At 50.0% G+C, this 226-nt stretch carries 1 protein-coding gene; it reads right to left on the bottom strand.

What is annotated here, in order from left to right; genetic code table 11:
- Positions 1-226, bottom strand: a 226-nt coding sequence (locus tag NE637_RS15630; protein WP_256267841.1) for a hypothetical protein, incomplete at both ends; no start/stop codon positions are given.

The following is a 226-nucleotide window of genomic DNA, read 5'->3' as shown; positions in this document are numbered from 1 at the left end:
GCTGTACCATAGGACGAAGATCCGGCGGAATAACCGGAATTGCAGAAAGGATCATCCATTCCGGACGGTTGCCCGACTCACGGAACGCCTCAACAACTTCAAGGCGTTTCACGATTCTCGCTCTCTTTTGACCTGTCGCATTTTCCAACCCTGCCTGAAGTTCTGCATATTCTTTTTCAAGATCGATGCTTTCCAGAAGTTCTTTGATTGCCTCGGCTCCCATGCC

Source organism: Desulfovibrio desulfuricans (assembly GCF_024460775.1).
GTDB lineage: Bacteria > Desulfobacterota > Desulfovibrionia > Desulfovibrionales > Desulfovibrionaceae > Desulfovibrio > Desulfovibrio desulfuricans_E.
Note: the sequence above shows the minus strand (reverse complement) of the source record. Positions and strands in the feature narration are given on the sequence as shown.